We start from the raw sequence: 24,290 nt of genomic DNA on the forward strand, positions 1-24,290 counted from the left end.
TGTCAATCTACTTTTACTTACTCCTGATACTTGAAAGTATTCATGCACCGGCAGACGGCAGGTGGCAGATGAGTCCGACATAACTAAGCTCTTTAATAGCAAAATTAAACTTAAAATCAAATTTTTTGTACTGATTTCCTGTTTTATTAGATGTATATAGTTTCTGTTCAAATTCAGCAATATGCTCATCTAACTCACTAATTCTGTCTCTAATTTCAGAACGCTCTAACTGTCCACCTGCTTCCTGAAGGACTTCACTCATTTGGACAAAGGGGTATGAAATGCACACCCAAAATCGCTGCTTTTCAAAAAATTTTTCAAAAAATTTTTCGAAATAAAAAAAGCCGCCTGCTCCGGTTAGGAAACAGACGACAAAACACGTTCTAAATGTATTCAATTTTCAATTTCTTTTTCTTTGCTTCAAGCACTTTACATAGAACATCATCTACTGCATCGGTGTATCGTCCCTGAGCTGCTAAATTGTTCTTCAGTGCAATGAGTGATTGTATCACTGGGCTTCGTTCTTCTTCATTTAAGTATCAGGTGTAAGCGGTAAGTTCTTCTCCGACCACTCCGAAACAAGCTCCGGGTGTACTTCTGCTAAACTGTTATTCATAGCCAAACCTCAACCTCCTTGTGCTTAGAGTATATGAAGTTTTGGCTTTATCTTGTAGTTTGCGAATATCCGTATAAATAGAAAAAACCCTTTGAGAAAAGGATTTCTCCTCTCTCAAAGGGCAAGTTGGCAAACTGGAATTTGGTGTGTGCTTTATAAATTTTTTCCGATCCACTCAAGTTCGTTCATGGAATCCTTATTTTTTTCAAGTTCATCTCTGGCTGCTGCATAATATGATTTTTTGAAAAGCATATCCCATGAAAGATATTTTGCCATACAGTCAAACTGCTTATCAATCAGCTCATACTGGATACTGCCTACGGGAGAACCACCTACAACAATTGTGCCAACTTTTTTGTTTTTTAACTGCAATCCACGGCAGTAGCACTTATCAATGATAAGTTTCAATTGTGCTGACATTCCCCACCAATAAACTGGTGTAGCAAAAAGAATCATATCTGCGGCAGCAATTTTATCAATTGTAGAATTTGTATCATCCTTGTCGACGCATCCCTTAGAGCATTGACAGACACCACATCCCTTGCATGGTGCAATGTTGAGTTTGTCGGGTTCAATGATTTCAATTTTATTCTTTTCTGACGCTCCTTTTATAAATGCATTGATTGCTGCCAGCGTATTTCCTTTTCTGGCACTTCCATTAATGATTACAATTTTCATGCGTGTATCCTCCAACTTCCGATTTGTATTTCTGTTTGTTTTAAAAATGGGCAACTCCGATTGGAATTGCCCACTCATTGCACTAATTATGCGATTTTTTCTTGCTTGCACCGATTTCTGCATCAATTGATGTAAGTTTGATGTAAATCGTTGTTTTTTTAGTTTTTTATCAAATGAAGTACGTCCCGTCTATTCGGTAAAATGGTACATCTTTACATCACGTCGACTGGCGTCTCCGTGCGTTTTTCGCCTTATGTCGGTGTTCGCAAGCGCACACCGCCGCAAGGCTCAGTTTCTCATCTTAATAGAGCTTTGCACCTGCTGGAATGTGGTTATCAACCATGATCAGATGCAGTTCTTCATCTTCTGAGTCTTTCAGATTATTTACCGCTGATAATAACATACCGCAAGACTCAATTCCCATCATCTTTCTTGGTGGAAGGTTTGTGATGGCGATCAGTGTTTTACCAACCAGTTCTTCCGGCTCGTAATAAGCGTGAATACCGCTTAAAATCGTACGATCTGTGCCTGTTCCATCATCAAGAGTGAACTGAAGGAGTTTCTTTGACTTCGGTACTGCAACACACTCTTTAACCTTTACAGCTCTGAAATCTGACTTGCTGAATGTATCAAAATCAACTTCTTCCTCAAATAAAGGCTCAATCTTTACATTAGAGAAATCAATTTTTTCCGGCTCTGCTTTCATTTCTTCGGCAGCCTGATTTTTTACATCATTTTTCTTATTTACATCACCGAGTGACTTCATCGTCGGGAGCAAAATTCGGCTCCCTTCATCCTGTTCCATGCCGCTCTGTAAGGGTTCAAAACCCGCACAATACTCGATTCGTGAAATTTTTTTCATTCGTCTCGTGTCCTCTTGTGCCATCCTTTTCGCTTCAAAAGTTGTAGAAAAGTTGTAGAAAGTTGTAGTGCGCCTGTTATGGCATATCGCTGGCATAGAAATGGCAAAAATTTGCTGCGTTACTCAGGATGCTATATCTAACATGATCTCTACACAAAGAACGGCTTGATCGTTTAACCGCAGACGCATACATTATTATATAATAACCTTCAATTCAATCTAAGTCAACGATTTTATCGAAACATTTTATTACTTTTATTGCCCCACCTTTAATACATAATACATAATAAAGAGGAGACTGTCATGCCAGAATACCAACTTCAAATTAAACAAGTGGTAGATTACCCACGATGCCGGATTTATCGTGAGTTCATCCACAAACTGATCAACGACCGGAGCATCCGCATAAACGGAGGCTCCGGCCTTTTTCATTTTACTGTACTTTGCAGCTATGCAAACTTCCGCACCTCATATCGCCGTATTGACGGGATCAGTTATACAGTCTCGCCCGGCGAATGGGTGTGCACCGTCAAGGAACTGTCTTGCTGGTTCCGCACCCGCTTTCATCGGCAGGCGCTGTCCATGCTGGATACCCTTCAGAAGCAGCACTTGATTTCCTATACACTGCTGGGCCGTGGCAATGTAGTAAAATATAAAATCCTCCACTGGGCCCGCCACAATTCCGCACTGGAGTACAATGCCCCATGCCAAAAGGATACCGGTTTTTTCTTCCTGCCAGTCTCTGTTGCCCTGGAACTGGTCAGCTCTGCCCGCTGCTCTGAAATGGACATCGTTCTGGATCTGTGGGTATCCGCTGTCTACAACGATACGCAGGTGCAGGGGTCAGAGGTCGGCCCGGTAGCCTACTTTCGCAATGGTACAGGAAACCCGTTGGTCAGTTATACCGAACTCTCCTGCCGCTGGGGGCTGTCACGCGCTACCGTATGCCGGATACTGAAAAAGCTGGACGGTCTTGGGTATATCTCTATCATGTCGTTTCCCGGCCGGCATGGAAGCGTGATCTACCTGCAGAACTACCTATCCACCATGTTTGAGATTTCCGATGTTTTAATCGACAAGGAGGAAGTTGCCATGACCTTAAACATTCATCTGGAGCTTCCGGAAACTGCTGAAACCGAAGAGAGCCATTCCATCTCTGAGCATGAGATCATTGTTTCGGATGCACTTTCCAGCGTTTCAAAATCGCACATTGAAACGATACTCCGCAAGATGGCTGACATCCTATCTACGCAAGGGATTTCCTGCTTTTCTTGCCCGCTCTCCCGCTATAAGTTATATCCCTTATCGGACGACTGCTGGGAAGAGTTGATTCCGCGTGCGCGAGGGAAATCCACAGCCCACTTTGGTCTGACCATCCTCTGCGGCACAAACACTTCAATCGCCACTTTTGAACTTACACTCACTCCCTTTGAGGAGCACGAAAATAGGAGGAACTTGAAATGAGAAAATTTGTTGAACCTGATGTTGCTGATAATCCCCTGTACCATGATACCTGGAAACTGCTGAAAAAATACCGGGATGTTGTGTGGAGTCTGGAGCTTTCTGTCCAGCATGTCCGCACCAAGTTTGAGATCGAGTATGGCACCTCCATCGAGGATTTTCTGGATTCAGTCTATCTGGCCGGCGCCGATCTGGCCGGAAGTGACATTGAGCATCATGCCAAGTGCATTGAACGCAGCCACAAAATGCTTAAGCTGCTGGATTCCGCAGTCGAATTGCTGCGTACCAAGCACAAAAACGGTGAGGCATATTACTGGCTGCTGTACTACTCCTTCCTCTCGCCCCAGCAGCTCAAAAATGTTGAGGAAATCATCGAGACCCTGCGGCCGCACATTCGTGACATCAGTTTCAGAACCTACTACCGCAAACGCCGGGAAGCTATTGAAGCCCTCAGTTCCGTCCTTTGGGGCTATACCTCCAAGGACAGTTTAGACATGCTGGAACAGTTCTTGCCAGAGACAAAATCACCTTCCGGACAATCGGGCAAATAATTGGCACATTTCGGGAACAAAATTGGCATGGTTCTGCTCTTTCAGTGCAAATACCGATGTGTTAAACTGAATATGCTCAAACTTGCACCCAAAACCGAACAGGACAGTAACGGCACCTTTCATCAGGGTGCTTTTTTGCTGCCCAGATGGCCGCCCGACCATTTGAAAGCCCACATTTGTTTTGACAGGTGTGGGTTTTTCTGTTCCCTATTGAGCATCAAAAAATCATTCAGAATTGGAGGATCGCAAATTGAAGAAAACGAAAACCCCTCAAACTCCGCAGCTTCAGGAGCCGGATACCCAGTCCAAGCGCAGGCTTTCGCTGCCCAAAGTGGCTTACAGCGCCTTCCTGTGTGTGATGATGTCCATGATGTTCTGTCAGCCGGCTTATGCGGCAACAGATGTATGGACCAAGGCCAAAGAGATCATGCAGGATGTATACACCCAAATCCTTGCCATCTCCACTATCGCCGCCATCGTCACTGCTTCGGTAGCCTTGCTGCTCATGAACTTCTCCCGTTCCGGACGGACGGTGGATGAAAGCCGCGCCTGGCTCAAACGAATCTGTATCACCTGGGCTATCCTCAATGGCTTGGGCTTTATCATGGCGTATGTGACGCCGCTCTTTAGTGGCGGACAATGGACAGGCTGATTGACCGTCTGATTGCTCGCCGGAAAGGAGGCTTGCATTTATGGGCATTTTAGACGGCATAGTGGAATGGATCGCAGAACAGGTAATGGCCGGTCTTGATCTGGTGACCACATCGGTTTTGGGTGCGCTGGGCTGTGATATGGCTGTATTTCTGCGTTATTTTCCCGCAGCAGAGACTATGTACTCTGTTTTCGTGGCTCTGGCAATCGGGATCATCCTGCTCAACTGGGTCTGGCAGTTATTCAAAAACTTCGGTCTTGGCGCAGGTGTGGAAGCAGAAGACCCGGTAAAGCTGAGTATCCGTTCCGTTATTTTTATCCTGCTGACGCTCTTTTCAGATGAGATCGTCAATATTGTTCTTACCATCGGCGGCACCCCCTACCACTGGATCATGGAGTCCGACCTTCCTGCATTAAGCTTTGCAGACTTCAATTCCGTGATGCTGGTCATCATCGGTGTGTGTGCCAATGGGGCTGTGGCGCTGATTACCTTGATTTTGGTTCTCATCCTGGCCTGGAACTACCTAAAACTTCTATTCGAGGCAGCCGAACGGTATGTGCTGCTCGGTGTACTGGTCTACACGGCTCCTGTGGCTTTTTCTATGGGCGCCAGCCAGACCACAGCAAACATCTGGAAATCCTGGTGCCGGATGCTTGGCGGCCAAATTTTCCTATTGGTCATGAACGCCTGGTGCCTGCGCCTGTTCACAAGCATGGTGGGGTCCTTCCTTGCGAACCCGCTTTCGTTGTAAGGAGGTCTTATCCTTGAAGAAACTCAAAAAATTTTTGTTTGCGGCCTTTACAGTCGCAATTCTCTCCTGCCTGTTCTGCCAGCCGGCTTTTGCCGCTATCTCCGAAAGCGATGTGCAAACTCAGGTAGACGCTGTGGGAAAAGAAGCCGTTTCCGGCAATGTGTTTATCTGGTTTCTCTGTGCTATCGGCTTTCTCAAAGTCGGCCAGAAAATCGATTCCTTCCTCTCCAGTCTTGGTGTCAATGTAGGACATACCGGCGGCAGCATGCTGGCTGAGGCTATGATCGCTGCCAGAGGCATCGGCGGCATCAAGAACTTTTCCAGTCACCACTTTGGCGGCGGGAGAAACAGCAGTTCCACCAATGTCAACGCAAACGGTAGTAAAGGCAGCGGCGGCTTTGGAGCAGGGTTTGCCAGCGGCGGTCTTGCTGGAGTGGTGAGCCGAAAAGTCACAAACAGCGCCATCAAAACAGCCACCACAACTCCCGGCTCCAAGCCTTCCGGTCTTGGCAGTCTTTTAGGCGATGCTGCAGCCGGAGGGATCGGCGGCCATATGTACGCTTCTTCCGTTAGTAAGGGCGGCAATTTTGCCAACAATGTAATCGGCAGCGTAGCCACGGGCAGTATCAGCCAGATGGGTTCCATTTCCGGTGAAAAAGCCGCCGAAGCCCTGCACTCTTACATGGGATATGCGGCACTGGAATCCGGAGCTGAAAATGTTCCGACCTTCCAAAATGTCGAAATTGGCGGCGGCCGCATCACCGGCACAGAAGTGACTGCGGAACATCCCGAAGGCATCTCCTTTGGTATGTACCACGCAGACCAATATGTTGCCCCGGAAGGCCAGTACACCACCATTCATGCCGTGGATGGCACAGCATGGTATAAACAGTACGCTGTGGATGCTGTTGACAAATCGCCCTATATGGCTCCTGACGGTTCTATCGCTTTCAACGAGTCCATTGTCAAAAAGCTGCCTCCATCCCCGAAGAGAAAGGACAAGATATAAATGCCAGAAGATCAAAAAAGCAGTTTTTCCGAAGCTGTGGAGACCGGCGCCTCCGCAGCGCATACCATCTGCGGCGCAATCAAAACCGGAAAAGCTATTTCCTCCGCTGCCAAAGGCGCTGCCGCAGGCGGTCCTTACGGTGCAGTTGCAGGCGCAGTGTGGGCAGGTCGGAAGCATATCGGAAAAATCATTGTGGCAGTCATTGCCCTGCTTATGCTGCCGGTATTATTTGTTCTCATGCTCCCTGGTCTTATTTTCGGTGGACTGACCAATGCCTTTTCGCCATCTGACCCCGAAATTCCGATTTTGAATAGCGAAACAGCGATTATTGAGAACGCCAACGAGATCACCTTTACCCTCAACGGCATCTTGGGTGAGGCACTGGATGATGTACTTGCCCGGATCGAAGCTGACTTTGCGGCATCGGGAGCCGACCATATGGAGGTCAAAAATGCCTATTCCGGCGGTCCTATTTATAACGCCAACCTGTTTATCTCTCAGTATTGTGCGGCCAAAGACAAGGATTTTGAAAGCATTTCTCTGAATGACCTTGCCGCCACCCTGCGGGAAAACAAGCAGCATCTATATTCCTACACCAGCAAGCAAGAGATTCGTGAGAGCACCGTGACTGATCCGGAGACTGGGGAAGAAACAACGGTGTCCGAAACATGGATGGTCTATACTGTCCGTTACAACGGTGAGTCCTATTTTTCTGATGTTGTATTCCAGCTTACCGATGACCAAAAGGAGCTTGCATCTGATTACGCTTCCAACCTAAGCCTGTTCTTGGGCGATGGTCTGCTGCAGAATCTGGAAGCGTGGACCGGAAACAGCATCACCGCTCTGGGCGATGTTACTTTCACCGACGGGATCACACCTGTTGTTTACTACAATCAACTGGATGAACGCTATGCCGGTAAAGCATATGGTACGGACAATATTGGCGGTTATGGCTGCGGCCCTACCGCTATGGCAATCGTGGTGTCCTCTCTGACAGACGATATGGTTGACCCTGTGGAGATGGCCGAGTGGTCTTACAACAACGGCTACTGGTGTAAAAGCAGTGGTTCTTACCATGCGCTGATACCTGCCGCCGCTGGGGAATGGGGGCTTCCGGTTTCCGGCTGTACCACTGCGGAACCACAGCGCATCACAGACGCACTGGCTAATGGTAAACTGGTAGTAGCAATCATGTCTGAAGGCCACTTTACCTCTTCCGGTCACTTCATTGTCCTGCGTGGCGTAAAAGACGGCAAGATCATGGTGGCTGACCCTGCCAGTTACACACGGAGCGAACAGCTCTGGGATCTGTCCATTATCTTAAATGAGGCCAGCCGGCGCGCTGGAGCTGGCGGTCCGTTCTGGATTATCGGCTGATGTGCCCGCCCGGCTTCGGAAACGAGGTTAATCATGAATCATAAAATCGACCGAGATACCTACATAATACCACCGAATTTCATCGAGTCAGGCACCTTCTTTGGTGGTATGTTCAAAGCCCGCAATGTGATTGAAGCCGGCATCCTGGCATTTGCCATTGGTGTGCCGGTTTTTTCATTGCTTCCTCTTGGCCTGACTGCCCGTATCATCGCTTTGTGCCTGACCGCACTGCCAGCAGCATTGGTGGCGCTTATCGGAATTTCCGGTGAGAGCCTTTCCTCTTTTCTGCTGATTTTCATAAAGTACCTGCGAAACCGCCGCATTGTAGGCGGTAACAGCGCAGAAGATGCGGTTCCTGCGGCAGAGCATGGCGGCAAGCATATTAAAAAGAAGGCACACAAGCCCGATAAGGCTCCCAGGCGGTCACGGTGCTCCGGCAGAGAGGGTTTCCCAGCGGAGTTTGATGAAGTTCGTAGCTACGAAATCCGCCAAAAACTCCGTCCTGTGAAAAAGCAGAAGCCTGCCAAGGAGAAGAAAGCCGCCAAGCAAAAAAAGAAGGTCTCCAAGGAGCGCAAAGTAAAACGCCCTATCCGCACTCAGGAGCCGAAGCCCGCCTGCCTTAACCCGGTAGCAGATTATCTGCCGATTTCCAAAATTGAAAACGGCATCATCTACACGAAGGACCACCGCTATGTCAAGGTCGTCGAGGTAGTACCCATCAATTTTATGCTGCGCAGTGCCCAGGAACAGCGGAACATCATCTATTCCTTTGTATCCTACTTGAAAATCAGCCCCATCAAGCTGCAAATCAAGGTACTGACACGCCGGGCAGAGATCAACCGCCATCTGGATACCGTTCGGAAGGAGATGGAACAGGAGACCAATGAACAGTGTCTGCTCATGCAGGAAGACTACCTCCAGTTCGTTCAGCAGATTGGTTCCCGTGAGGCAATTACCCGACGTTTCTTCCTGATTTTTGAATATGAGCCGTGGAGCAACACCAAGCGCTCTGATGAAGAAGGCGAGGCAATCAATGCCCTGCAAAGTGCAGTCCATACTGCTACCAACTACCTCCGTCAGTGCGGTAACGAGGTCATCGTTCCGAAAAACTGGGATGAGTTTACCGTAGATGTCCTCTATAACCTGCTCTGTAGAAATGAAAGTGCTGTAAAGCCACTCTCCGTCCGGGCACAGGAGGTTGTGGCTGAGTACCTTGCCAAAGGGCGCGACAGTGAGATCGACCATATCCCTGCCACCGAATTCTGTGCGCCAAAAAGCATTGACTTCACGCATGGTCACCATATCTGCATTGACGGTCTGTATTATGCTTATTTGCTGGTGCCCTCTGATGGCTACAAAACGCAGGTTCCAGCCGGCTGGCTCAGTCTTATCGTCAATGCCGGTGACGGGATCGATATGGATATGTTCCTCTCCCGTCAGCCCAAAGAAACCATCATCCAGAAAGTCGGACAGCAGCTACGTATCAACCGTTCCAAAATCAAGGACGCCAGCGACACCAACACCGACTTTGATGACATTGATGGTGCTATCCGAAGCGGGTACTTTCTCAAAGAGGGCCTTGCCAACAACGAGGACTTCTACTACTTGAATCTGCTGATTACCATTACTGCCTCCAACGAGGAAGACTTGGAATGGAAGGTCAGCGAAATGAAAAAGCTCCTGCTCTCACAGGACATGAACGCCTGCACCTGCCATTTTCGGGAGGAACAGGCGTTTTTATCTGCCCTGCCATTGGTGGCAATGGAAAAGAAACTGTATGAGCGGGGTAAGCGCAACCTGCTGACAGGCGGTGCGGCAAGCTGTTATCCCTTTACATCCTATGAGATGTGTGATGATAACGGTATCCTGCTGGGTGTCAACAAGTACAACAGTTCCCTTATTATCGTGGACATCTTCAATTCTGCGGTCTATAAGAACGCCAATATGTCGATCCTTGGCACGAGCGGAGCCGGCAAAACCTTTACCATGCAGTTGATGGCGTTGCGAATGAGGCGGAAAAATATCCCCATTTTCATTGTTGCGCCCCTAAAAGGCCATGAATTCCATCGCGCCTGCTCCAATGTGGGCGGCTCCTTTATCCAGATTTCACCGGCCAGTCCCCACTGCATCAATGTCATGGAGATTCGGCGGGTAGACCGCTCGGTGAATGAACTTCTGGACGGTCCAGGCATCCAGTTATCTGAACTTGCAGCAAAGATCCAGCAGCTCCACATATTTTTCAGTCTGCTGATCCCCGATATGTCTCACGAGGAACGACAGCTTTTGGACGAAGCCCTTGTTCGTACCTATAACACAAAAGGCATCACTCATGATAATGCCTCTTTGGAAGACCCTGCAAAGCCCGGCCAGTACCGTGAGATGCCGGTGCTTGGTGACCTGTACGAAATTTTGAAAACCTCCAAGGAAACGATGCGCATGGCCCACATCCTAAATCGTCTGGTAAACGGAAGCGCCAGCACCTTCAATAAGCAGACCAATGTTCGGCTCGACAACAAGTACACTGTTTTGGATATTTCCTCCCTCACCGGAGACCTGCTCACCGTAGGTATGTTTGTGGCGCTGGACTTTGTTTGGGACAGAGCCAAAGCCGACCGTACAGAAGAAAAAGCCATCTTCATCGATGAGTGTTGGCAGCTTCTATCCGGCGCCGGTGCTGCTGGTGTAAGATTGGCCGGCGATTTTCTTTTGGAAATTGCCAAAACCATACGCGGTTACGGCGGCGCCTCGATTTTTGCAAGCCAGGATCTTGCCGATTTCTTTGACCTTGACGGCGGCAGATTTGGTAAGGGCATCATCAACAACTCCAAGACCAAGATCATTCTGAATCTGGAGGACGACGAAGCCCAGCGGGTACAGGAAGCCCTGCACCTGTCCGATGCTGAAACAATGGAGATCACTCACTTTGAAAGAGGTCACGGTCTGATTTCTACCAATAACAACAATATTATGGTGGAGTTCAAAGCCAGCCCTCTGGAAAAGGATCTGATCACTACCGACCGCCGCGAGCTGCGTGAAATCGTAGAGCGAAAACGCCGTGAACAATCCACATCTGCCGAACAGCAGATATAACAATTTGAAAAGCGAGGTGATTCCCATGTGCAACTTTCCTTCCAGACGCCGCTATGCGTCTGCTTTGCGTCTGTATTACGCCTAAAAACCAGTTTTGCCAGCCAGATCATCTTTTTGGCTTACACTGACTGGCTTTCCTTCCTATTTAATGCGTCTTGAATACGCCTATATTACGCCATTGGAGGTGATACCCATGAAGACCAGGGCTGAAATCTATGGAAATGAAGCTGCGGCTCTGCTGCGGATCGTCACGATGTATCCCGGTCTCAATATGCAGCAGCTTCTTTGCTTTCACCCTGACAAAGAAGAAATCATCAAGACCCTGCTCTCCCATCTGCAAAAGCAGGGCCGTATTTTTCAAACTGATACAGGCGGTTACTTTCCGTCTGGTTGGGCAGCAAAATCAGACAACTCTCTGATACGGGCTGCCTGGGTACTCTTGGATTTTATCGGGCAGGTGGAATACCATGCTCCCGGTGATTTTCCGGCCAAGCTTATCTTCTTTGCAAACGGTGAACTATACGAAATCGTCTACGCAGCTTCCGGCCAGGAGGCCCTGATCAACCATGCGCTTCGGGATGACCGCAGCGGTGGACGCCGCATCATTTTGGTCGATAATCCGGAAGACATTTGCCGCATTGACTGCCCTGGCATTTCCGGTTTCTGCACCGTGGATGCAGCGGGCCAGGTGCATTACTTTAAGAAAACAGGAGGAACTTGATTGGAACGAAAAATCATCTCACACCGGATTGGAAGCATTCTTGATGATATATCCCGTTTGAGCAATGCTCTTTACGCGATGGATACCACGGATATTCAGCGCTATCCGGACAACTATGAAGTCTTATCCACTGACGCCGCCCTACGGGCAGAGAAAATTGCCTGCAGGCTGCGGCATTTGATATATTCCAGCACCACCATCCACAAAGGCGATTACCTGACATCCGCCGGTATTGTACACGGAATTGAGGTTGTCTATGAGGACGGTGTACTGGAGGTCACCCTGCCCGGGCTGCTCCCAAAACGCAAGCAGAGACAAAACACTGAGTTTCTGCTCGACCCGTTCTACTTCTCATTGGAGCAATACGCCAAAGAGCATCCCATGCCCCACTTCAGCGATTGTGTGGTGTGCTTTACGCAGGTTTATGACCAGTGCCTTCCCACCCGGCGTATCCGTGACTACGACAATCTGGAAGAAAAGCAGCTTCTGGATGTCCTCTCCACCTTCGTCATGGCTGACGATACCGGCCTGCTCTGCGATGCCTACAACACCGCTGCGCTGGGCGAAAAGGACTGTACCAGAATCAGTGTCATGGAAAAAAAGCGGTTTCCCGCCTGGCTTGCTGAGCATGAAAACACCCTAAAATCCATCTCGGATTTTTGAGCATTTTCAGCCATTGCTTGTCCGACCTGCCGCAACATCGTATTTCGCCCCGGATTTCGGGGCTTTTTTCTGTCGTTACACCACGGATTTTTACCGAAGTTCCTTGCAGTCTCGGTAAAAGCCACACACCACAAGGAGGTGATCACTTGGGAAATTCCCACAGCCAGACACGATGGCGTACAGGCTTCTCTCTCTGACTGCCATCTCCGGCGAGTTCCCCACAGACCAGCTTAACAGACTTCCCGGCAGTCCATATTATCTGGAGTCTGTTGTCACTGCACTGAAAAAAGACGGGCTGCTGCGTACCTATTACCGGGATAAACTGCGCGGCTACCGTCTGGGGCCGCGAGCCAAAGCCACTCTGCTGGAAAGCCGGCCGGACAGGTTTGCCAGCTACCTGACAGGAGATACCGACACCAACCGTTTGAAATGCGAAATTGACCGAAGACTCCGGCTACACCGCCTGGCAGAAACCTATGTGACCATGGATAATGCGGGTGTATGTGTGTATCGGGATGAAAAACCGGCAATTTTTGCGCCGGAGGGTTACGCTGGTGGCATGATTGTCTATCCTGCTTTTTTCAGTTCCAGAGAAGTGAAAGAAATGGGGATCGACACCACGAAGATCCGCAGTTCCCGCTCCACCGGAATACTCCTTGCGCCCTCCGGCATCTTCGTGACCTACAACAGCAGTAGCGCCCTGATGAAATGGCGCTACAAATCGGAAATGCGGGTCAAAGCATTGATCTGGAGTGTAATCTGCCAACAACGCCTGTCCTCACAGTTTCGCCATGAGGATGTTCATGGACTGATTCTGGGCAACAGCATGGATCTGGCTTATCAGATTTTGACCAGCACCGGAGGTCGCAAACATGATTTCTTCATGCTGGATGGCAGCTATGAGCATTTTCTTTATCTTACCAACGACCATCAGGGGGAGGTGACACTGGCACTATTGTGCGACCCTGGGAAAACTGCGGAGCTGGACCGTATTCTGCTCCAAGGTCTTACGGCGAGGCAACCCGGGCTGGCTATTGAGCATGACGGCATTTCACCAGATGGCTCACCAGTCCTGTTTGGCTATTTCTGCGATCTGCCCCGTATCGCACGCTTTAACACCTCTCTCGAACTATCCGAGCGCCCGGGCACACTGATCTGCTTTGACTTCCAGGCAGAGGTACTTCGCAGTTACTGCGGTTCCCGAGTGCGCTTCCAGACCATTGACTTCACAAAATTCGAGGGGAGGTTGTTCCCATAAACAAGAAAAAACTGATCGTGAGCCTGATTGCAGCGCCCTTTGCCATTCTTGCAATCCTATACGCAGGCGGCTTTCTGGCACAGCTTTTGGGTAACTATGCAACCTGGAAACAGGGCGGCGGCATTCCCGGCGATGGTACTTCACCGCTGGCCGCTTCGCCCGACTTCCTTCTCTGCCTTTCCTCTGTGCTCCGACCGCCTTATGGCGTGTATGGCATTTTGATCTGCATTGGCTTGTTAGCAGTGCTGCTCATCATGGTCATGCGCATGGGATATGGTGATGCCGACGAGTATGATGAAGACCGTAATTTCTCCTACTCCGCCAAAGGCACTTATGGCACCTCCGGCTGGATGTCCCGCAAAGAGATGTCCGGCGTACTGGATCTGGTGCCCGACCTGCGCAAGCACAAGGGTATTGTACTGGGTATGCTGGATGGCAAAGCAGTCTGCATACCGGAAGATACCAGAATCAACGGCAATCTGGCAGTCTACGGCGCCAGTGGCTCCATGAAAACCCGTTCGTTTTGTATGAATCGTATTCTTCAGGCCACTGTCCGAGGCGAAAATGGCGCCGGAGAATCGCTGATCATCTGCGATCCCAAATCGGAATTGTACGAGAAGTCAAGCGAATTTCTCCGCAGCCGGGGCTATTGTGTCAAGGTATTCAACCTCGTTTCGCCTGAAAACTCAGATTCCTGGTGTTGCCTTGCCGAAGTTGAGGGACAGGAACTAATGGCTCAGCTTTTTGTAGATGTCATCATCAAGAACACCACGAACAACGGCAAGAGCGACCATTTCTGGGATGCCTGCGAGATGAATCTGCTCAAGGCCTTGGTACTGTATGTGGATCAAGGCTATGCGGAAGAAAACCGCAACATTGGCGAAGTCTACCGGCTGCTGACCCTCAATGGGGAATCCCAACTTGACACATTGCTCGAAGCGCTTCCTTCCACTCATCCTGCCAAAGCACCCTACAGCCTGTTCAAGCAGGCCAGCGACACAGTGCGAAGCGGCGTGATTATCGGTCTGGGCAGCCGCCTCCAGGTATTCCAGTCTGAACTGATCAAGAAAATTACCGCTAAGAATGAGATCGATCTGGAGCTTCCGGGTCAGCAGCCTTGTGCCTACTTCCTCGTTACCAGCGACCAGGACAGTACCTTTGATTTTCTGGCCTCGCTGTTTCTATCTTTCTGCTTCATCAAACTGGTGCGATATGCAGACCACAACTGCGAGGGTGGCAAACTGCCTGTGCCTGTCCATATCCTTGGGGAAGAACTGACAGCGTGCGGCACGATCCCCGACCTCTCCCGCCGGCTCAGCGTAATACGCTCCCGGAATATCTCCATGTCCTGTGTATTCCAAAATCTCGCAGGATTGCAGAACAGATACCCGCAGAATTTGTGGCAGGAGATCATTGGAAACTGTGACGCGCAGTTGTTTTTGGGCTGTACAGACCAGCTTACTGCCGAATTTATTTCTGCCAGGACAGGGCTTGCCTCCGTAGCAGTATCCAGTAAGTCCAAACAGCTGGGCACCTGGCGTATCTCCAACTATACACCGGAGTTTCGTGAAACCTCCGGTGTTGGAAAACGCCCTGTACTTACTCCTGATGAAGTCCTGCGACTCCCGCTGGATCAGGCACTCATCATCATCCGCGGCAAGAAGGTTCTGCAGGTAGACAAAATGGATTACTCCAAACATCCGGAAGCCAAGTATCTGCGTTCCTGCAAAGCATCTGCCCATGTGCCGGAATGGCGCCGCTTGGAAGAAGAAGCCGCCAAAACACCGCAGCCCGCGCCGAAACCGGCTCCGGCAGCAAAGAAACCGGCAAAGCGCAAAGCCACCAAACCGGCATCCCCCACAGATAAATCACCCAAAGAGGCTCCGGCTCCCAAATCTGCCGGTACGCCGGAAGGCATTATTACCACAGACAAGGATTCCATCCTGTCTTAAACAAAACTATCAAATTCATAGGAGGTTTAATCTATGGCAACCAAGAAAAAAGAACTTCTGGAACAGGACGCTCCTGTTACCGAAACCGTTATGTCGGAAAGCGAAACTCTGCTGGTCGATACCGCTCAACCTGAATCCCTTCCTGCTGACGCTGGCGATGGTCTGGATTTGAACGAACTGCTGGGGCTGATGGATCAGCCCCAGCAGGACACCTCTGGCGAAGATATGAATGAAGATCCCCTTCCTGAACTCACCGAGGAGGAAATGTTCGGGGATGCGCCTGCTGAAACAGACGATCAAAGCGCTGCTCCCACTGATATGCCGGAAGACTCTGATGTGCAGCCGCCTGATGTTTACGAAGATAACGCCGACGCTTTGCAGGAACCCCCTGCATCTCCAAAGCCCAAGCGTACCAGCCGGAAGAAGAAAGAAGCTGCTGCTCCTGAAGAACCTGTCTCAGAGGAAGTTCCTACCGAAACAACAGTGTCGGCGGATACAGCCGAAACCCTTTCTATTGCGGAGGAACCTGCTGTGGAGCCTGACGTTCCTGCTGTGGAAGAAGTTGCCGCTCCTGCACCCATTCCCTCTCCTCCCCGGCGCCAGCCCCGCCCCCAGCGCGGCGAGGCTCCCGTCCTTACCATCCGCAACCGGGATGATGTCGAGACTGCCGAAGACCGAGATGATGTAATCTGGCATGAGATCCATAATGCCTACCGTACCCGCAAGATCATCACCGGCAAGCTGGGCGGCATTGAACAGCTGGACAACCGCAAGACAGTGGCAGTTGTGGATTACAAGGGGTTCCGTGTCATTATCCCTATCAAGGAAATGATGATCAATCTGGGCCGCAGCCCTTCCGGCCAGGAATATACCGACCTTATGCTGCGCCAAAATAAGATCCTTGGCAACATGCTGGGTGCTGACATTGACTTCATCGTGCGTGGTATCGACTCCAAAACTCGCAGCGTAGTTGCCAGCCGCAAGGAGGCCATGCTGCGCAAACGCCAGATTTTCTATCTGGATACGGATGCTGCCGGTATGTACCGTGTCTATGAGGGCCGCATCGTCCAGGCGCGTGTGATTGCAGTGGCTGAAAAGGTTGTGCGCGTGGAAGTTTTCGGCGTTGAAACCTCCATCCTTGCCCGTGACCTTGCCTGGGACTGGATCGGTGACGCCCATGAGCGTTTTTCCGTAGGCGATGAGGTTCTGGTCCGTATTCTCAGCGTGCGGCGCAACAGTCTGGAGGACTTGGGCATCAAGGCTGACATCAAGAGTATTTCCGAGAATACCGACAGGGACAACCTGCAGAAGTGCCGTATCCAGGGCAAGTATGCCGGTCGTGTCACAGATGTCCACAAGGGCGTTGTCTATGTGCGCCTCTCCAACGGTGTCAATGCGGTAGCTCACTCCTGCTATGACTACCGGATGCCCGGCAAAAAGGACGATGTATCTTTTGCCGTCACCCGTCTGGATATGGAGCGGGGTGTGGCCGTAGGTATTATCACCCGGATCATCCGTCAGAACCTGTAAGCAAAGCAATGCCAGAGGAGCAGATAAACCGCTGCTCCCCTGGCTAATTTTTGTCCACAGTTTTTATGACACCAGTGTCATACTGCACTTACTCAAGCGCAAGCAATACCTCTCCAAGTTTCTTCCACTGCTCTACCACAAAACCAAAAGACAATGCATCTTCTTCCGCAAAAACATAGTTGCGCTGCATATTCTGATAGTCCTTACGAAGTGCCTCATTATCAGAAAACCCTCTGAGCAACTGAAAATCAGAAAACTTCTTTTCCGCCAGATCACTGCCTGTTCTTCGGGTCTCTTCCAGTCTTTTATACCCCAGCATCTCAAGGAATGTCTGCTGATTTTGAATCATTTCCTGAATCTGCTCTAAATCAAACATGACGCTGACATCGTAAAGATGTTTTGCCACATCAAAATACATCTTACGCTCATAATAGAATTCAGCAGCAAAAATCTTGTCGGCAAAAATCCTCTCTAACCGAATTGTGTTAATCATGAAAGGGGCAACATTATATTGTGACTGAAGAATATTTCGCTGTTCTTCGGTAGCATAAGTGTAAAGTATCGGTTCAATTTCAAGCGGTGTAAAAGGCTCGCTGACGGTAAAGGATGTACCTTCTACTTTGACATACCCAAACCGTTGGAGCGGATCATCCGAGTCAACGCCTACAAGCGGAGTATAATCATAGACAGTTGTGATACTACCTTTCCGATCATCTTCGAGATCCTTTCTGGATGTGCGTGGTAGGGCCTGATATTTCTTTGTTGCCATCTCCAGCCGTTTCTTAGCCTGGCTGTTACTGCAATTATCGATGCACACCGTCAAGTCAATATCCTCTGAAAACCGGCGGATACTTTTCTGTGCTTTATACAAGGCCGTTCCGCCTTTAAAATAGGCTGGCAGCGTTACCTGTTTCCCTGCTAACTCCCTCAACAGTAGTGTAACATAATAGTCCTTCTCCAAAATATCAGCCCTAATGCTGCTAGCCTCATGGATTAAATTGATAATATTCAAAAAAGCAAATTTATCCTCGTGCAATTTCATAACTACCCTCCAACAAAATGTCTATGGTCCGAAGCAAAGTTTTTTGCCCATAATATTTTCTGGCCATCAGAATCAACATCTCAGTTTTCAATGTGAATTCCTCAACAGTAGCTCTTACCACATCAATCGGCTTTGCAGTATCTACTGGTGCCATATCCAGTTCTCTGATTGCATCCAAAATTTGCAAATACCGAAAATTGTCAGAATTAACTACGATAGGCGGTTTCCGAATCTCAATCTGCATTCCTTCCGGAACTCGTTTTGTATGCAGGTTGGTTGCAATGCATCTCCTTCTTGGCATTTGAGAAACAAGACCAATGCGATTTAATGCCGACAATCCTGTTTCATATCCAATTATCTCGTTTTCTTTCCGAAGTAATTGCTTACAAAAAAGTGTTTCTTTATCCGGAGTATAATATCCAAATGCTGTTTTCACCCTCCTGCAGTAAATCCCTTTGGTTAGACGCATAATCTGCCCCTCTTTTTCAAGCCGGGCCATATTTACATTGACTGTCTTTTTTACCATCGCCGCATCAAGTAAAAGTCGCTCCGCCACATACTGTGCGACCTGTTCGGTTGTAATTGTTTGATCTGGCTCCAGAGCAGTCAGATACTGCATGATCAAATCTCGGTACTTTATCTTTTCCATACAGATCTCCTTTCTGTTGCACTTGTTATTATAATACTCAATTTTTCTTTATTTTATGTATTCATAATAACATTTTTTCTTGTTGCAGTCAATGGGAGAAAAAAACAGATATACTCCAAGTCCAGTTTCTCATTTTCAGTTACATCTTCCTACACACTGAACATGGCAGAGGAATCTGATGGCACCAACAGTTATTTCAAACTGATTGGCATAGTAAAAGAGGTGCTGGATGAAGGAACACCCCTTGTAGTAGACGAACTGGACGCTCATCTGCATCCCCTCCTGACAAAGCATCTAGTCTCACTTTTTAACAGCGTGGAATTCAATCCAAATGGGGCCCAGTTGATTTTCACATCACACAATACCAATCTTCTTGACTTGGATGTGCTGAGGAGAGATCAGATCTGGTTTGCCGAAAAAGATGAACTGACCGCTGCTACCGATCTGTTCTCTCTCCAAGCTTTTTCTATTCGTAAAGATACCAAGCTGGAAAAAGGCTATTTGATTGGACATTATGGTGCGATTCCTTTTATTAAGGGTGGGCTGTAATTGGCAGAAAATTGTCTCTACATTGGCACAGTCCTGCCCTTTCGCCGTAAATCCATATCTGTTATACTTGGTACAGTCAAAACTTTGCATAGCAGCCGCTCCGGTTTGGAGCGGCTGTTTTCAATTTAAGTAAAGGTGGTGGTTTCTATTCTCTTTCAAAAAGCCCGGAAGATGCTGAACAACGAGCGGGGCGAGGCCAACTATTTCAGTACGGTGGTCTTTATCTTCATTGCCGTCCTGCTTCTTGCCTTCATTATTGACCTGTTCAGCATCATTTCCACCAAGCAGGAACTTGACCATGCCGCCGATCAGATGGTCAAACAGATCCAGCTTTCCGGCGGCGTCAACGGCGAGACCGATGAGCTGTTTGAATTTTTGAGTTCTCAGATCGAAGGAGCCGAAAATATTTCCTACTCCATTGACACTACCTACACATCACCCAGGCCATCCGGTATGACAAATGCCATCCAGTTGGGCACCCCCTTCTTCATTACTATCGAGGGAGATGCCAAACTGGGTGGGTTCTGGAATTTTGACCTGGTAAACATCACAGTGGTTGCCCGTGGCAGCGGCGTCAGTGAGCACTACTGGAAGTGAGGTGACCTATGAAACGCATATTCCTGCGGCTGAAACAGTCGCTGCGAAACGAACGGGGCGAGATCACCTTTTTCGCCTGCTTTTTTGTGGTAGGTATCGTGATGCTGATCTCCTTCCTGCTCCTGTACGCTTCCATCCGGATCACCTGCATCAACATCCGCAATGGCGCTAAAATGGAGTTAAATAACCTCAGCGGCACAATTTATGCAGACACCTACCGCTCCCAGCGTGAAACCAACTTTGAAGAGTACCTAAATACCCTTTACTCCAGCAATGATTATACCGACATGCTGGAGGCTACAGTAGCAGGCGGCCTGGACTCCAAGATTCCGCTTTCAACGGAGGATTACAAGGTTTCCGACATCAGCCTGGAGTTCAATGTAGAGGATGGACGGGTTGAGTACATCTTTTACTGTGATGTGGAGTTCTATGTGCAGATGTTCGGTCACAGTTATCCGGCTATCACCCAACGGGTGGAGCTGACAGGCTACCACAACACAAAATTCTAACAATACTGTTGAAAGCCCGGCACATTCTACCGTATAGGCTTTATATAACAGCAAAAAAGGAGTGTATGTAAAATATGAAGAAGTTTTTCCAATCCAAAGGCTTTATTGTTTCCTCGCTGGCTCTCCTCTGTGTCTCTATTCTGGGTGTCTGCTGGTTCGTAAGCCGCGACCGTACCGGAGATTTTAGACCGGATGAATCTCCACCCAGCAGCGTCACCGGCGATTGGTCAGATGGCGGCACACAGACAGATGGTGATAATGGAGCAGATGCTTATGCCCCCGGCCAGTCCACAGACGCCAAAGAAGAATATCCCAAAGTAACCTCCCAAACGGAGGATGAGGTTGTGATCGACTTCACTGACACCGAAAAGCCTAAAGAAACACCTCCTCCGGTGCCGGAAGGTAAGACCGAAATCAAAGATCCTGGTCAGGAGCATACCGTCAATCCTGACCCGTCAGTTCCGGAGGTCACTGCCCCACCCGCCGAGCAAACGCCGCCCAGCAATGACCCGGTTCCCGGCTCCAGCAACGGAAATGGAGCTGTATACGATCCAGTGTTTGGCTGGGTTGTTCCCGGCAATGTACAGCAGTCCACCGGTGACAGCGATGGGGATCTGAACAAACAGGTCGGCAATATGGGCTGATTTACTACAACTGAATATGACACTACTTGGCCGTCACAGGATTGTGGCGGCCTTCCTATTTTCAAAAGGAATGGAGCGTGATGTATTTGAAACGACTTCTCGCCTTCCTATGCTGCTTTACCCTTGTTTTCTGTCTATTCCCCTCCTCTGCCTTTGCATCGGGCGGAAATGGAAACATAGATGGCGGCGGTGGCAGCATGGGTCAGGGCACAAGCAGCAACTTCTGGAACTCAGGCAACGATGGCGTTCGCATTACTGTTGTTGACGCATCCAGTGGAACTGCCGTATCTTCGCCGCTGGACTTTTCAAACCGGACGCAGAAAACCAGTCTTCTCCATTTTGGTAAAGTCAACAAGCTGCAATATCTGGGCGGCACCGGCCTCTCCCTTCAGTCCGGCGTTGCCTATTCCTGCATTAGACCTACACAGTCTATGCCCACCATCGTCAGCAGCAAGGGGCAGAGCAACATCGAAGCCATCAAACGGTATTTCTGTTCTGAATATGCGTGCATGATGGTCGCTCAGGCAGCCGGCGTCGATTATGAACGGATGATTGCCGGCGAGTACAAGCTTCTGATTGAACCCATTGCCTACTTCACTCACAACGGTCAGTATTACTGCATGACAGCTACTGAGGCCGGCCTGTATGATCAGATGTCCGGCGGCAATCTGCGGAAAACCATGACCTCGCTTACCCATAAAAATCTGCCGCTGTCAATGTTCCTGGAATTCAGCGACCTTGGCATCTCCGCCTGGACAGGCAACACCACTGGAAAGCAGAACAATTCCGACATCATCAGCACCCTTGGCGTTGGTATCGTCTGGTTTGATGAAGCTCCGCCGGAAGGAGAAATTGAGGCCCCTGATGTCGAATACCGAGTGGACACGGATGTGATCACCGCCGTCACACTACGGACGGACCAAGATCTGACGCCGGATAATCCGGCATCGGTTACCTTCCATATCCTCGGCACCACCTACCGGGTCAATGATATAGTGATCCCCGCCGGTGACAGTCAGGTAGTCTGGGTCAAATGGCATACTCCCTCCACACCCCAGACCATAACCATTACAGTATCTGTCAGCGGCGCCTATACCGCCCAGGATACCTTTGTCGCAAAGATCGTGGACCTGAATGAACACATTCCGCCTGACCCTGTGGCAACCGACACGAATCCCGGCTACTCTGTGCCGCCCCTGCCCAATGAAACGCAGAAGCTCACTGCCAACTGGGGCGTCTGGAGCTGCTACTGGGTGCCTGTATGGGTATGGTGCGACCACGGTGAAGATGGAGGTCACTGGGTCGATGAAGGATATTGGGAATACGAATATACGGGCTACTCCGCTTCCATCAGCGGCGAGATGTCTCTAATGCCAGATGATATTGTACCCACAGCATCCGGCAAGACGATGAAAAGCGGGTACGGCGTTAAAACCGAAGTGCGGGCAACGCTGTCAACAGATGCCCCGACCAGCCACATTACTTATCCCCAAACTGCCTTTTCCGTATTTCCTGAGTTCCAGTATCAGACCTATCTGCGGCTTCTGCAGCGTTCCGGCGGCCAAAGTGCAAAATTCATCTTTAAGCCCAACGAGTTTTCCACCTATGACCGGACAGTGCATTTCACACCGCTGTGGTTCCCCGATGCCACCGACTACACCATCTATACACAGGTGTGGGATACCTGGACTCCTGACGGTATGTTATCCATCAACCTAAATGACTATGTTTCGATCCAAGGGAGCCTTTATGATGACTGGTATACCAATCGAGAATAACCTCTGGACAGCTTACCTGCTTACCATATTTTTTGTGGTGGCCGGCTTTGCTGTCTACGATGTGCTTTACAGACGGGTGCCTGACCGGGCACTCGTCTTTTTTATCCCCTTAGCTGCCCTGGCGCCGGTCCTTCAAGGGTATTTCCTGTTAAATCATGGACTTCCGCCGCTCTTTCTCTGGCCGGTCGCTACCCATGCTCTGGTAGGTGCCCTGCTCGGCTTTTGTATTCCATTGGCAGCTGCACTGGCAACAAACGGCACTGGTCTGGGCGGCGGGGATATCAAGTTCTGCGGGATATTAGGGCTGGTCTACGGTCCTTCCGGCATGGCGCTGGTCTTTCTGACTGCAGCTGTTACCGCAATGCCTGTGATCTTTCTTCTCAGGCGGCTTTACCGAACCGGGCAGCCCCTTGCTATCCCGTTCCTGCCATTTCTCGCCTGCGGCTGCTGTACAGCGACCTTGGCCCAACTATTTTTAAGATAGGAGACAACGCTTATGAAACTCAATAACCGATTCATCTTCGGTATCCTTTCTCTGCTGCTGGCGGCGGTTATCGCCTTTGTGGCACTTCCAACCATCGCCCGTCAGACCAATGGAAAGGAGGAAATCGTCCGCATTACCCAGCCGGTATTGAAAGGCGAACAAATCTCGTCAGAAAATGCCGAGGTGGTTGAGGTAGGCGGCTATAACCTCCCCTCCAACATCGCCCATCAGCTCTCTGATGTAAATGGTCTTTACGCTACCGCCGACTTGGCTGTGGGTGACTATATCCTTACCAGCAAGATCAGCTCTGTACCGGTTTCGTCCGATGTGGCGCTCAACAGCATCCCTTCCGGTAAGGTCGCTATCTCGCTGACCGTTAAAACACTTGCTTCCGGCCTCTCTGACAAGCTTCAGCCCGGTGACATCATCCGTATTTACCACTTTCTTGATACGGCGGCCGAAGTACCGGAACTGCGTTTTGTCAAAGTATTGTCCGTCACAGACTCAGACGGCATCAATGTGGATAATGCCAAGGAGCCCACGGAGGATGAAGAAAAGCAGCAGTCAGCCACCATCACTGTGCTGGCAAGCCCTGAACAGGCGAAGATCATTACCGGTCTTGAAAATGACGGCGTAGCTCATGTGGCTCTTATCTCCCGCAACAATGACAAACTGGCAGATGAGCTGCTTGCCGAGCAGGATAAGACTCTGCAGGAAATCTACTTCCCCGAAACTTTGATTGAGGAAGAAGCTGCAGATGCGGAAAATTCTGATGTTGAAAGTGAACCCCAGGAAACGGAAACTGCAGAGTCTGCACAATCCACTAATGAAACTGCACCCTCGGCAGAATAATCAAATCAAGGAAGG

Annotated in this window: 24 protein-coding genes; 19 read left to right on the plus strand and 5 right to left on the minus strand. The window is 49.5% G+C overall.

The window, feature by feature from the left end; genetic code table 11:
* Positions 1-40 precede the first annotated feature (40 nt).
* The 3 genes from DXD12_RS15650 to DXD12_RS08090 all read right to left on the minus strand — a co-directional run bounded on the left by DXD12_RS15650 (position 41) and on the right by DXD12_RS08090 (position 2,060).
* A complete protein-coding gene (locus DXD12_RS15650; protein WP_243015324.1) occupies positions 41-397 on the minus strand; it encodes a winged helix-turn-helix domain-containing protein in 357 nt (118 codons plus the stop codon).
* A gap of 372 nt (positions 398-769) precedes the next feature.
* The gene (locus tag DXD12_RS08085) at positions 770-1,294 is read right to left on the minus strand and encodes a flavodoxin family protein (RefSeq protein ID WP_118638054.1); all 525 of its coding nucleotides are present in this window, start codon (positions 1,292-1,294) and stop codon (positions 770-772) included.
* Positions 1,295-1,595: 301 nt separating this feature from the next.
* Positions 1,596-2,060: a hypothetical protein gene (locus DXD12_RS08090; RefSeq protein WP_055215903.1), complete on the minus strand. Its 465-nt coding sequence runs from the start codon at positions 2,058-2,060 to the stop codon at positions 1,596-1,598.
* A gap of 399 nt (positions 2,061-2,459) precedes the next feature.
* On the opposite strand from DXD12_RS08090, the gene DXD12_RS08095 reads away from it, so the two are divergent.
* From DXD12_RS08095 to DXD12_RS08155, 12 genes are all read left to right on the plus strand, one after another.
* Positions 2,460-3,620 (plus strand): hypothetical protein, encoded by a 1,161-nt coding sequence (locus DXD12_RS08095; protein ID WP_003499594.1) that lies wholly within the window; start codon positions 2,460-2,462, stop codon positions 3,618-3,620.
* Positions 3,617-4,168 (plus strand): hypothetical protein, encoded by a 552-nt coding sequence (locus DXD12_RS08100; protein WP_003499596.1) that lies wholly within the window; start codon positions 3,617-3,619, stop codon positions 4,166-4,168. The genes DXD12_RS08095 and DXD12_RS08100 overlap by 4 nt, the downstream gene beginning before the upstream one ends.
* A 250-nt stretch (positions 4,169-4,418) precedes the next feature.
* Complete coding sequence (locus tag DXD12_RS08110; protein WP_003499603.1) at positions 4,419-4,820, plus strand: hypothetical protein; 402 nt, start codon at positions 4,419-4,421, stop codon at positions 4,818-4,820.
* 40 nt (positions 4,821-4,860) lie between these two features.
* The gene (locus tag DXD12_RS08115; RefSeq protein WP_003499607.1) at positions 4,861-5,571 is read left to right on the plus strand and encodes a hypothetical protein; all 711 of its coding nucleotides are present in this window, start codon (positions 4,861-4,863) and stop codon (positions 5,569-5,571) included.
* Between the two features lie 13 nt (positions 5,572-5,584).
* The gene (locus DXD12_RS08120; RefSeq protein ID WP_003499609.1) at positions 5,585-6,580 is read left to right on the plus strand and encodes a hypothetical protein; all 996 of its coding nucleotides are present in this window, start codon (positions 5,585-5,587) and stop codon (positions 6,578-6,580) included.
* Positions 6,581-7,957, plus strand: coding sequence for a C39 family peptidase (locus DXD12_RS08125; RefSeq protein ID WP_003499611.1), 1,377 nt, complete (start codon positions 6,581-6,583; stop codon positions 7,955-7,957). It begins immediately after the preceding gene.
* A 33-nt stretch (positions 7,958-7,990) separates the two neighbouring features.
* The gene (locus DXD12_RS08130; RefSeq protein WP_003499613.1) at positions 7,991-11,047 is read left to right on the plus strand and encodes an ATP-binding protein; all 3,057 of its coding nucleotides are present in this window, start codon (positions 7,991-7,993) and stop codon (positions 11,045-11,047) included.
* A 193-nt stretch (positions 11,048-11,240) separates the two neighbouring features.
* Complete coding sequence (locus DXD12_RS08135) at positions 11,241-11,768, plus strand: DUF5697 family protein (protein ID WP_182457061.1); 528 nt, start codon at positions 11,241-11,243, stop codon at positions 11,766-11,768.
* Positions 11,769-12,431: a DUF6100 family protein gene (locus DXD12_RS08140; protein WP_003499617.1), complete on the plus strand. Its 663-nt coding sequence runs from the start codon at positions 11,769-11,771 to the stop codon at positions 12,429-12,431.
* A 172-nt stretch (positions 12,432-12,603) separates the two neighbouring features.
* Positions 12,604-13,689: a hypothetical protein gene (locus DXD12_RS08145; protein ID WP_003499619.1), complete on the plus strand. Its 1,086-nt coding sequence runs from the start codon at positions 12,604-12,606 to the stop codon at positions 13,687-13,689.
* A 17-nt stretch (positions 13,690-13,706) separates the two neighbouring features.
* The gene (locus tag DXD12_RS08150; protein ID WP_003499621.1) at positions 13,707-15,641 is read left to right on the plus strand and encodes a VirD4-like conjugal transfer protein, CD1115 family; all 1,935 of its coding nucleotides are present in this window, start codon (positions 13,707-13,709) and stop codon (positions 15,639-15,641) included.
* Positions 15,642-15,674: 33 nt separating this feature from the next.
* Positions 15,675-17,171, plus strand: coding sequence for a S1 RNA-binding domain-containing protein (locus tag DXD12_RS08155; RefSeq protein ID WP_003499623.1), 1,497 nt, complete (start codon positions 15,675-15,677; stop codon positions 17,169-17,171).
* 88 nt (positions 17,172-17,259) lie between these two features.
* Here DXD12_RS08155 and DXD12_RS08160 read toward each other — a convergent pair whose 3' ends face one another.
* A complete protein-coding gene (locus DXD12_RS08160; RefSeq protein ID WP_003499625.1) occupies positions 17,260-18,213 on the minus strand; it encodes a nucleotidyl transferase AbiEii/AbiGii toxin family protein in 954 nt (317 codons plus the stop codon).
* Positions 18,194-18,862: a DUF6088 family protein gene (locus DXD12_RS08165; RefSeq protein WP_003499627.1), complete on the minus strand. Its 669-nt coding sequence runs from the start codon at positions 18,860-18,862 to the stop codon at positions 18,194-18,196. Before DXD12_RS08165 ends, DXD12_RS08160 begins: the two co-directional genes overlap by 20 nt.
* On the opposite strand from DXD12_RS08165, the gene DXD12_RS15790 reads away from it, so the two are divergent.
* From DXD12_RS15790 to DXD12_RS08200, 7 genes are all read left to right on the plus strand, one after another.
* A complete protein-coding gene (locus DXD12_RS15790; protein ID WP_279221047.1) occupies positions 18,800-19,411 on the plus strand; it encodes an AAA family ATPase in 612 nt (203 codons plus the stop codon). The two genes, DXD12_RS08165 and DXD12_RS15790, sit on opposite strands and share 63 nt — an antisense overlap.
* Before the next feature lie 138 nt (positions 19,412-19,549).
* Positions 19,550-20,008: a DUF4320 family protein gene (locus tag DXD12_RS08175; protein ID WP_347561375.1), complete on the plus strand. Its 459-nt coding sequence runs from the start codon at positions 19,550-19,552 to the stop codon at positions 20,006-20,008.
* Positions 20,009-20,016: 8 nt separating this feature from the next.
* A complete protein-coding gene (locus DXD12_RS08180) occupies positions 20,017-20,517 on the plus strand; it encodes a hypothetical protein (protein ID WP_003499630.1) in 501 nt (166 codons plus the stop codon).
* Positions 20,518-20,591: 74 nt separating this feature from the next.
* On the plus strand, positions 20,592-21,161 hold the full coding sequence (locus DXD12_RS08185; RefSeq protein WP_003499631.1) for a DUF6550 family protein: 570 nt from the start codon (positions 20,592-20,594) through the stop codon (positions 21,159-21,161).
* An 80-nt stretch (positions 21,162-21,241) separates the two neighbouring features.
* Positions 21,242-22,939, plus strand: coding sequence for a hypothetical protein (locus DXD12_RS08190; RefSeq protein ID WP_118638060.1), 1,698 nt, complete (start codon positions 21,242-21,244; stop codon positions 22,937-22,939).
* Positions 22,911-23,423: a prepilin peptidase gene (locus DXD12_RS08195; protein WP_003499633.1), complete on the plus strand. Its 513-nt coding sequence runs from the start codon at positions 22,911-22,913 to the stop codon at positions 23,421-23,423. The genes DXD12_RS08190 and DXD12_RS08195 overlap by 29 nt, the downstream gene beginning before the upstream one ends.
* Before the next feature lie 12 nt (positions 23,424-23,435).
* Entirely contained in the window at positions 23,436-24,275 is an 840-nt protein-coding gene (locus DXD12_RS08200; RefSeq protein ID WP_003499634.1) for an RcpC/CpaB family pilus assembly protein, read from the plus strand.
* The last annotated feature ends 15 nt before the right edge of the window (positions 24,276-24,290 follow it).

It is taken from the genome of Clostridium sp. TF11-13AC (assembly GCF_003481065.1).
GTDB lineage: Bacteria > Bacillota > Clostridia > Lachnospirales > Lachnospiraceae > Otoolea > Otoolea fessa.